At 68.9% G+C, this 8,770-nt stretch carries 9 protein-coding genes; 5 read left to right on the top strand and 4 right to left on the bottom strand.

The genetic code is table 11. The features are described from left to right. Positions 1-114: 114 nt before the first annotated feature. On the bottom strand, positions 115-567 hold the full coding sequence (locus AD72_RS14125) for a gamma-glutamylcyclotransferase family protein (RefSeq protein ID WP_082468942.1): 453 nt from the start codon (positions 565-567) through the stop codon (positions 115-117). A gap of 117 nt (positions 568-684) precedes the next feature. On the opposite strand from AD72_RS14125, the gene AD72_RS14120 reads away from it, so the two are divergent. The 4 genes from AD72_RS14120 (at position 685) to AD72_RS14105 (ending at position 3,903) form a co-directional block, all read left to right on the top strand. Further along, positions 685-2,088 carry an NAD(P)H-quinone dehydrogenase gene (locus AD72_RS14120; RefSeq protein ID WP_031466955.1) on the top strand — a complete coding sequence of 468 codons (1,404 nt, stop codon included), beginning with the start codon at positions 685-687 and terminating at the stop codon, positions 2,086-2,088. A gap of 229 nt (positions 2,089-2,317) precedes the next feature. Continuing rightward, positions 2,318-2,878: a hypothetical protein gene (locus AD72_RS14115; protein WP_197284969.1), complete on the top strand. Its 561-nt coding sequence runs from the start codon at positions 2,318-2,320 to the stop codon at positions 2,876-2,878. Positions 2,879-2,882: 4 nt separating this feature from the next. Then, complete coding sequence (locus tag AD72_RS14110) at positions 2,883-3,482, top strand: class F sortase (protein WP_031466953.1); 600 nt, start codon at positions 2,883-2,885, stop codon at positions 3,480-3,482. 79 nt (positions 3,483-3,561) lie between these two features. Beyond that, positions 3,562-3,903 carry a hypothetical protein gene (locus tag AD72_RS14105; protein ID WP_156365186.1) on the top strand — a complete coding sequence of 114 codons (342 nt, stop codon included), beginning with the start codon at positions 3,562-3,564 and terminating at the stop codon, positions 3,901-3,903. Between the two features lie 78 nt (positions 3,904-3,981). Here AD72_RS14105 and AD72_RS14100 read toward each other — a convergent pair whose 3' ends face one another. The 3 genes from AD72_RS14100 to AD72_RS14090 are packed head-to-tail and all read right to left on the bottom strand — an operon-like array spanning position 3,982 to position 6,860. Further along, on the bottom strand, positions 3,982-4,578 hold the full coding sequence (locus AD72_RS14100) for a GNAT family N-acetyltransferase (RefSeq protein WP_037345810.1): 597 nt from the start codon (positions 4,576-4,578) through the stop codon (positions 3,982-3,984). 4 nt (positions 4,579-4,582) lie between these two features. Continuing rightward, positions 4,583-6,088 carry a glycerol kinase GlpK gene (glpK, locus tag AD72_RS14095; protein ID WP_031466950.1) on the bottom strand — a complete coding sequence of 502 codons (1,506 nt, stop codon included), beginning with the start codon at positions 6,086-6,088 and terminating at the stop codon, positions 4,583-4,585. Between the two features lie 25 nt (positions 6,089-6,113). Then, on the bottom strand, positions 6,114-6,860 hold the full coding sequence (locus AD72_RS14090; RefSeq protein ID WP_031466949.1) for an MIP/aquaporin family protein: 747 nt from the start codon (positions 6,858-6,860) through the stop codon (positions 6,114-6,116). Positions 6,861-6,969: 109 nt separating this feature from the next. On the opposite strand from AD72_RS14090, the gene AD72_RS14085 reads away from it, so the two are divergent. Then, positions 6,970-8,727, top strand: a complete 1,758-nt coding sequence (locus AD72_RS14085; RefSeq protein ID WP_031466948.1) for a glycerol-3-phosphate dehydrogenase/oxidase — start codon at positions 6,970-6,972, stop codon at positions 8,725-8,727. Positions 8,728-8,770 lie beyond the last annotated feature (43 nt).

The following is an 8,770-nucleotide window of genomic DNA, read 5'->3' as shown; positions in this document are numbered from 1 at the left end:
GTGCCGGGTCCGGCGCGGATGGAGCCTGATCCGCGCCGGACCCGGCACGGACTGGCTCGCCGAACTCGGCACCGGGCTCGGTGCCGCGCTAGGCGATTCCGGGAGGGCGGCCGGTCACGGACCGATGCCCCGGCAGGGCCGGGTGCGCAGCGAGGCCACGTAGTCGGCGGGTGCACCGGCCGCCTCCGCGGCATCGGACATCACACCGAGATAGCGCGCCGAAGGGAGTCCGCCCTCGTAGGCATCGAGCACGTACAGCCAGGACAGCACCGAACCGCCGAGCGTCTGCACCCGCAGCCGGATCTTGCTGTGCAACCCGAGCTCGGAACCCTCCCAGCGGTCCAGCCGCGCCTCGTCGTACGGCGTCACGTCGTAGAGCACCACGAAGACCTGCGAGTCGGGATCCTCGACGATCGTGGCGAGCGCACCCTCCCAGCCGATGTCCTCGCCGCCGAACGTGAGACGCCACCCGATGAGCCACCCCGTTTCGGACATCGGGGAGTGCGGGGCGCGCTCGGCCATCTGCGTCGGATCCATGTTGGACCCATAAGCTGCATACAACGCCACGGAGACAGACTATTCGATCACTCCCGCGCGGGTTGCGGGCCGTGCCCCGTGCGTCCGTATTCGTTCGCGCGCGCGTACGGTAACGAGCGAGTTCTCGGGTGAGAGGGAGGCCAGCACGTGACCCGCATCGTGATCATGGGCGGTGGGATCGCCGGATACGAGTCGGCGCTCGTCGGGGCGCAGCACGGCGCGGAGGTGACGGTCGTCGAGGAGGAAGGACTCGGCGGCGCGTGCGTGCTCTACGACTGCGTGCCCTCGAAGACCTTCATCGCCTCGGCGGGGGCCCGGTCCTCCTTTCACGCGGTCGACGAACTGGGCATCCACGCCGACACCGAGAAGGCCGTTGTGGACGTGCCGACGGTGCACGGCCGGGTCAAGGGACTCGCGCTCGCCCAGTCGGCCGACATCCGGGCCCGGCTGCAGCGCGAGGGCGTGCGGATGCTCAACGGGACCGCGCGGTTCTGCGACGAGGCACCGGGGCTGGCGCAGCACAGCATCGAGGTCGAGCTCACCGAAGGCGGAACCGAGGTACTTTCCGCCGATGTGGTGCTCATCGCCACCGGCGCGCATCCCCGGGTGCTCCCCGGCGCGGAGCCGGACGGCGAACGGGTACTGACCTGGCGCCAGCTCTACGAACTCGACCAGCTCCCGGATCACCTGATCGTGGTCGGCTCCGGGGTCACCGGCGCCGAGTTCGCCTCCGCGTACACCGAGATGGGTGTACAGGTCACCCTCGTCTCCAGCCGGGACAGGGTGCTGCCGCACGAGGACGCGGACGCGGCGGCGGTGCTCGAGGATGTGTTCGCCGAACGCGGCACCAAGGTGCTCAAGCACGCCCGCGCGGATGCCGTGGAGCGCACCGAGGACGGGGTGGTCGTGCGCCTCTCCGACGGGCGCACCGTGACCGGCAGCCACGCACTGATGACCGTGGGTTCGGTGCCGAACACCGGAGGTATCGGCCTCGAACGGGTCGGCATCGAACCGGACAAGGGCGGGTTCATCTCGGTGGACCGGGTCTCGCGCACCTCGGTGTCCGGGATCTACGCCGCGGGCGACTGCACCGGTGTGCTGATGCTCGCCTCGGTGGCCGGGATGCAGGGCCGGATCGCGATGTGGCACGCACTCGGTGAGGGCGTTGCCCCGATCAAGCTCAAGACGGTCGCGGCGAACGTGTTCACCCACCCCGAGATCGCCACGGTGGGGATCAGCCAGCAGGCGATCGACGCCGGCGAGGTGCCCGCGCGCACCGTGATGCTCCCGCTGGCCACGAACGCCAGGGCCAAGATGGACGGGCTGCGCCGCGGTTTCGTCAAGCTGTTCTGCCGCCCGGCGACCGGGGTCGTCGTCGGCGGTGTGGTCGTCGCACCGCGGGCGAGCGAGCTGATCCTGCCGATCACCCTGGCCGTGCAGAACCAGCTCACCGTGGACAACCTCGCGATGACCTTCTCCGTCTACCCCTCGCTGTCCGGTTCGATCACCGAGGCCGGACGCCAGCTGATGCGCCACGACGACCTGGACTGACGCACCGGTAACGCGGCTGATCTGCGCAGAGGCGGATTTTTTCGATACGTGGCAACCTTTCCGGGCCAACGGGCGTCTTTTGAGTGAGACCTTCCGGAAGGGTTCGAAATAAACACCGCTCGAAGCGATTCGACGGTTTACCGCAGGCATTTCGTTTGCGGTAGTTCGGTAATCGCTCGGTATTTTTCGGAGGTCACGAATGCGTATCAGTTCGCGTAAGAGTTTCAGGTTGATCACCAGCGCCGCGGGCGCGGGCGTCCTCGTACTTGCGACCGGCATCGGCGCCTCCGCGGCGAGTGCCCCTGCTCCGGAACCGACCGCGGCCCCCGCACCGACCACCTCGGCGGATCCGACGAGCTCACCCGCTCCGACGAGCACGAGCCAGCCGGAACCCACGACGAGCAAGCCGGAGCCGACGACCACGCAGCCCGGTGGCGACTCCGAAGGTTCGGCGCTGACCGTTTCCCCGCAGTCCGCCCGCCCCGGCCAGAGCGTCGTGGTGCGACTGACCTGCCTCGGGGACAAGGGCTCGACGAGTTCTCCCGCGCTGCGGATGGGCAGGGCCGACGGCGCGGCCGGCTCGTTGTACGAGAACGCCACCGTCGCCTCGGTCAAGCCGGGAACCTATTCGGTCACGTCGAGCTGCGCGGGCAAACCGCTTTCGGCGAGCCTGACGGTGCTCGGTGCGAAGAAGCCCTCGAAGCCGGTGCCGATCAGCGAGCACCAGGTGACCGTGGTGCCCAAGGGTGCCGCGGAGACCGGTGACGGATCGCTCGCCGGCCTTCGCTGAGCCGATGCGAAGGGCACGCCTCGCGACGGCGGTGGTCGCGGCGGTGGCACCCGTACTGTTCGCGGCGGGTTGCGCGGGACCGAGCGCGCAACCCGCCGGGCAGGCGGCACCCAAACCCGCGGCGAGTTCCGCAGCGCAGGCAGGAATGCCGCGGTCGACGCCGGTGCGACTGGCCATTCCCAGTATCGGCGCGGAATCCAGCCTCGTCCAGCTCGGCCTGCAGTCCGACGGGAGCGTCGCGGTACCACCGGTGAGCCAGCCGCGTCAGGCCGGTTGGTACCAGAACGGACCCACACCGGGGCAGGTCGGCCCGGCGGTCGTGCTCGGCCACGTCGACGGGAACCACAAGAAGGGGATCTTCTACGACCTCGACAAGGTCAAGACGGGGCAGGAGGTCGACATCGCCCGCGCGGACGGGAAAACCGCGCGCTTCCGGGTGCGAGCGGTGGACCAGGTGCCCAAGGACGAGTTCCCCACCCAGGCGGTGTACGGCAATACCACCAAACCCGAGCTGCGGCTGATCACCTGCGGCGGTTCCTTCAACCGCGCGGAGCGCAGCTATCGGGACAACGTCATCGTCTACGCCGATCTTTTCCGCGGCTAGAGGCAACCGAAACCGGGCACGGGCGTCTTTCTCTGTGCAGGGATTCGGGAAACCACGGCCGGTGAAGGGGAAACAACGCATGTCCAAGGCGGCTGGACGCCTGTGCACGGTGGCCGCCGCGATCGCGTTCGGTGCCTTGCTCACCGCACCGGCGATGGCGGAAACTGTTGTACCGCAACAGGTTTCGGCGAGCTCGGGGCAACAGGTGGGCGGTGACCGGGACAACAGGGATTCCGTGCAACAGGTCGCTCCGAAACCGCACGGCGCGGCGGAAGCGGGCGACGGGGCCATGGCGGGGTACGCGGATCTCGATGGTGTGCCCGGGAAACCGGACACCGGCTGGCTGATCGGGGGCGGTGCCGCCGCGACCCTGTTCGGCGGGTTGACCGGGGCGGCCGCCTTCCACCGGGTGCGACGCTGAGCGCCGGAACACTTGGTGCGACCGGGGGCAGTCGTGCGGGTGCGGATTCGGGAGGGGATCCGCACCCGCCGTCCACGTTCAGTCCGGACCGCCGGCCGGGCGCCACATCGGATAGAACTCGGGGGAGCCGGGCCGGATACGCACCTGCGCGGTGACGGTGAAGCCATGCCGTTCGTAGAGCGGAATATTGCGTTCGTTCGTGCTCTCCAGATGAGCGGGCAGCCCGGCCTCGTCGATCACCGCGAGCTGTCTCTCGAGCAGTGCGCCGCCGATACCCTTGCCGCGCGCATGCGGTTCCACCCCGAGCAGGTGCAGGTACCAGTGCGGTTCGCGGGGCTGATGTTTCCTGCTGAGGGAGTCGAAGGCGAGCAACCGGTCGATCCGCAGCCGTGCGGCACGCAGCACACCCGGGGCGAGGCGTAGTTCGCCGAGCGCGCCGAACGCGTGTGCTCCCGGCGTCGTCCAGACCGCGGCCCCGCCCTCGGTGAGCGCGCAGACCCCGCGGCGCAGATAGTGCGCGTGCAACAGGGCACGGAACAGGACGGTGACCGCCTCCGTGCAGTCCTCGCGTTCCCGGAACATCCACAGCATCACGGGATCCTCGGCGAACGCGGCACCGAGGATCCCGGCGAGCCGTCCGGCATCCGCGCCACCGGCGGCGCGAATCGGGGCCATGGGCTCAGGAGACCCAATCGAAGGTCTTGGTGACCGCCTTCTTCCAGTTCGCGAACTGTCCGGCGCGCTCGTCCTCGGCCATCTGCGGCTGCCAGCGCTTGTCCTCGGCCCAGTTGCGCCGGATGTCCTCCTCCCCGGACCAGAAGCCGACCGCGAGCCCGGCGGCATAGGCGGCACCGAGCGCGGTGGTCTCGTTGACCACCGGGCGCACGACGGGAACCCCGAGGATGTCGGCCTGGAACTGCATGAGCAGCTCGTTGAGCACCATGCCGCCGTCCACCTTCAGCGCGGTGAGCTCCACCCCGGAGTCCGCGTTCATCGCGTCGATCACCTCGCGGCTCTGGAAGGCGGTCGCCTCCAGCACCGCGCGGGCGATGTGGCCGCGGTTGACGTAGCGGGTGAGCCCGACGATCGCACCGCGCGCATCGGAGCGCCAGTACGGGGCGAACAGTCCGGAGAAGGCGGGCACGAAATAGCAGCCGCCGTTGTCCTCGACCGCGCGCGCCTCGTCCTCGATCTGCGGTGCGGTACCGATCAGCCCGAGGTTGTCGCGCACCCACTGCACCAGGGAACCGGTCACCGCGATGGAACCCTCGAGGGCGTAGACGGTGTCCCGTTCACCGATCTTGTAGCAGACGGTGGTGAGCAAACCGTTGCGGCTCATGACTTTTTCGGTGCCCGTGTTGAGCAGGACGAAGTTCCCGGTGCCGTAGGTGTTCTTGGCCTCGCCGGGGGAGAGGCAGGCCTGTCCGAAGGTCGCGGCCTGCTGGTCGCCGAGGATGCCCGCGATCGGTACTCCGCTCAGTGCCCCGCGTTCCCGGGTCTTCCCGTAGACCTCCGAGGAGGACCTGATCTCGGGAAGCATGCTCAGCGGCACACCCATCTCCGCGGCGATCTCCGGATCCCAGGACAGCGTGTCCAGATCCATGAGCAGGGTGCGGGAGGCGTTGGTCGGATCGGTGACGTGCACCCCGCCCTGCGGGCCGCCGGTCATGTTCCAGATCGTCCAGGTGTCCATGTTCCCGAACAGCAGCTCGCCGTTCTCCGCGCGGGCCCGCGCCCCTTCGACGTTGTCCAGGATCCAGCGGATCTTGGGTCCGGAGAAGTAGGTGGCCAGCGGCAGACCGGTGCGTTCCCGGTAGCGTTCCTGTCCGCCGCCGAGCGCGCCGAGTTCCTCGGCGATCTTGTCGGTGCGGGTGTCCTGCCAGACGATGGCGTTGTAGATCGGTTTCCCGGTGGCCTTCTCCCACACCAGTGTGGTCTCGCGCTGGTTGGTGATGCCCACCGCGGCCAGATCGGCGGCGGTGAGGTCCCCGTTGGCCAGCGCGCTCGCGGTCACCGCCCGGGTGTTGGCCCAGATCTCCAGCGCGTCGTGTTCCACCCAGCCGGCTTCCGGGAAGATCTGGCGGTGCTCCTTCTGGTCGACGGCGACCACCTGCCCGGAGTGGTCGAAGACCATGCACCGCGTGGAGGTCGTGCCCTGGTCGATCGCTGCGATGTAGTCGGCCATGACGGCAAGTGTCCTTTCTAGACGGTCAGGAGACGGCGAGGTAGAGCAGCGCGGCGACGGCGCCGCCGATCATCGGGCCGAGCACGGGAACCCAGGAATAGCCCCACTGCGGCTTTCCCTTGCCCTTCACCGGCATCAGCCAGGCGTACGCGATGCGCGGGCCGAGGTCACGCGCGGGGTTGATGGCGTACCCGGTGGGGCCGCCGAGCGAGGTGCCGATGACCAGCACCACGAATGCCACACCCGCATAGCCGAGCGCGGAGTTGCCGAGCACCGGCACCCCGTCCTTGGCGACATCGGCGGCGGGGGAGAGCAGCACCCAGGCCACGAGTACGAAGGTACCGATGATCTCGGTCACCAGGTTCCACGGCTTGTTCGGAATCTGCGGGATGGTGGAGAAAATGCCGAGCGTGTTCTGTGGCTCGTCGTGTTTGTCGAATTGCAGCTTGTAGGTGGCCCAGCACAGCATCGCGCCGATAATTCCGCCCGCCATTTGGCCGATGAAATAGAACGGAACCTGATCCCACGGGGTTTTGCCCGCGATGGCGCTGCCGATGGTGACGGCGGGATTGAGGTGCGCCCCGGTCTTGTCGGCCAGGCTCGCACCGGCGAACACCGCGAAACCCCAGCCGATGTTGACGAACAGCGGGCCGCCACCACGCCCGCCGGTATTGCGTAACACATTATTGGCGACCACACCGGTACCGAGCAGAACGAGCACCGCGGTACCGATGAGCTCCCAGACGACGATTTCCCCGTAATTCGGATTCACGACCACCTCCACGCTGACGGTGCCGCAAAACCTAGTTCGCTCGGGTCCAGAAGTCCACGACCGGGCAGTGCGCGTGCTGAACGGGTGCGTAATCGGACGAGCACGTAGCATGGGCCGCGGGAGCACTGTTCGCGAGACCGAGTGGAGGCGGGACGACGTGACAGCACGGTTGGGACCGGCACAGCGTGAGGAAGCGTGGCGCCGTCTTTCCGAGGAGACCTTCGATGTCGTCGTGATCGGCGGCGGTGTGGTGGGCACCGGTGCCGCGCTGGACGCGGCGACCCGTGGGCTCAAGGTCGCCCTCGTCGAGGCGCGTGACCTGGCCAGCGGCACCTCGAGCCGGTCCTCGAAGCTCTTCCACGGCGGTCTGCGCTACCTGGAACAGCTCGAGTTCGGCCTGGTGCGCGAGGCGCTGCGGGAGCGTGAGCTGATGCTCACCAGGCTCGCCCCGCACCTGGTCAAGCCGGTCAGCTTCCTCTACCCGCTCTCGCACCGCATCTGGGAACGGCCCTACACCGCTGCCGGTATGGCGATGTACGACACGATGGGCGGAGCCCGCTCGGTGCCCGCGCAGAAGCACTACACCCGCTCGGGTGCGCTGCGTGTCTTCCCCTCGCTCAAGCGCAATGCGCTCGTCGGCGGGATCCGGTACTACGACGCGCAGGCCGATGACGCCCGGCACAGCCTGACCGTGGCGCGCACCGCGGGCCGGTACGGCGCCGTGGTGCGCACCTCCACCCAGGTGGTGGGCTTCGTCAAGGAAGCCGACCGGGTCGCCGGGGTGAAGGTGCGCGATGTCGAGGACGGGCGGGAGACCGAGGTCCGCGCCGGAGTGGTGATCAACTGCACCGGGGTGTGGACCGACGAGCTGCAGGCGCTCTCCGGCAGCAGGGGCCGGTTCAAGGTGCGCGCCTCCAAGGGCGTGCACATCGTGGTGCCGCGCGATCGCATCGTCGCCGAGACCGGGCTGATCCTGCGCACCGAGAAATCGGTGCTGTTCGTGATCCCCTGGGGCAGCCACTGGATCGTGGGAACCACCGACACGGACTGGAACCTCGACCTCGCGCACCCCGCGGCGACCAAGGCCGATATCGACTACATCCTCGAACACGTGAACACGGTGCTGGCCACCCCGCTGACCCACGCGGACATCGAGGGCGTGTACGCGGGACTGCGCCCGCTGCTCGCCGGGGAGAGCGACAGCACGTCCAAACTGTCCAGGGAGCACGCCGTCGCGCGGGTCACGCCGGGCCTGTTCGCCATCGCCGGCGGCAAGCTCACCACCTACCGGGTGATGGCCGCGGACGCGGTGGACGCCGCGGGCGCGGACCTGTCCGGGCGGCTGCAGGAGTCGATCACCGACAAGGTGCCGCTGCTCGGCGCGGACGGCTACCACGCACTGGTCAACCAGGCCGATCAGGTCGGTGAGCAGTACGGACTGCATCCCTACCGGGTGCGGCACCTGCTCAACCGGTACGGCTCGATGATCCACGAGGTGCTCGCGGTCGCCGAGGGCAATCCCGAACTGCTCAAGCCACTCGCGGCCGCGCCCGACTACCTGGGTGCCGAGATCGTGTACGGCGCCGAGTACGAGGGTGCGCTGCACGTGGAGGACATGCTCACCCGGCGCACCCGGATCTCCATCGAGTACGCCCACCGCGGCACCGAGTGCGCGCTGCAGGTCGCCGAGCTCATGGGTGGAATCCTCGGCTGGGACAAGCAACGGATCAACGCCGAGGTGGAGAACTACACGGCCCGGGTCGAGGCCGAGCGGGTCTCGCAGACCCAGAACGACGACGAGGCCGCGACCGCCAAGCGCGCCGTGGCCCCGGAATCCCGGCCGAAGATCAGCAGCCCCGCAGGCTGAGCGGGTGGTTCGCCGGGGCGCGGTCTGCCGCCGCGCCCCGGCG

It is taken from the genome of Sciscionella sediminilitoris (assembly GCF_000737195.2).
GTDB classification, from domain to species: domain Bacteria; phylum Actinomycetota; class Actinomycetes; order Mycobacteriales; family Pseudonocardiaceae; genus Sciscionella; species Sciscionella sediminilitoris.
The sequence above is the reverse complement of the archived record's forward strand: the minus strand, read 5'-3'. Positions and strand labels throughout refer to the sequence as shown.

Bases quoted from the DNA above. Each gene is read 5' to 3' on its own strand.
- AD72_RS14110 (WP_031466953.1), top strand. From the start codon at position 2,883: ATGCGAAGGGCACGCCTCGCGACGGCGGTGGTCGCGGCGGTGGCACCC.
- AD72_RS14100 (WP_037345810.1), bottom strand. From the start codon at position 4,578: ATGGCCCCGATTCGCGCCGCCGGTGGCGCGGATGCCGGACGGCTCGCC.
- AD72_RS14105 (WP_156365186.1), top strand. From the start codon at position 3,562: ATGTCCAAGGCGGCTGGACGCCTGTGCACGGTGGCCGCCGCGATCGCG.
- AD72_RS14085 (WP_031466948.1), top strand. From the start codon at position 6,970: ATGGGCCGCGGGAGCACTGTTCGCGAGACCGAGTGGAGGCGGGACGAC.
- glpK (WP_031466950.1), bottom strand. From the start codon at position 6,088: ATGGCCGACTACATCGCAGCGATCGACCAGGGCACGACCTCCACGCGG.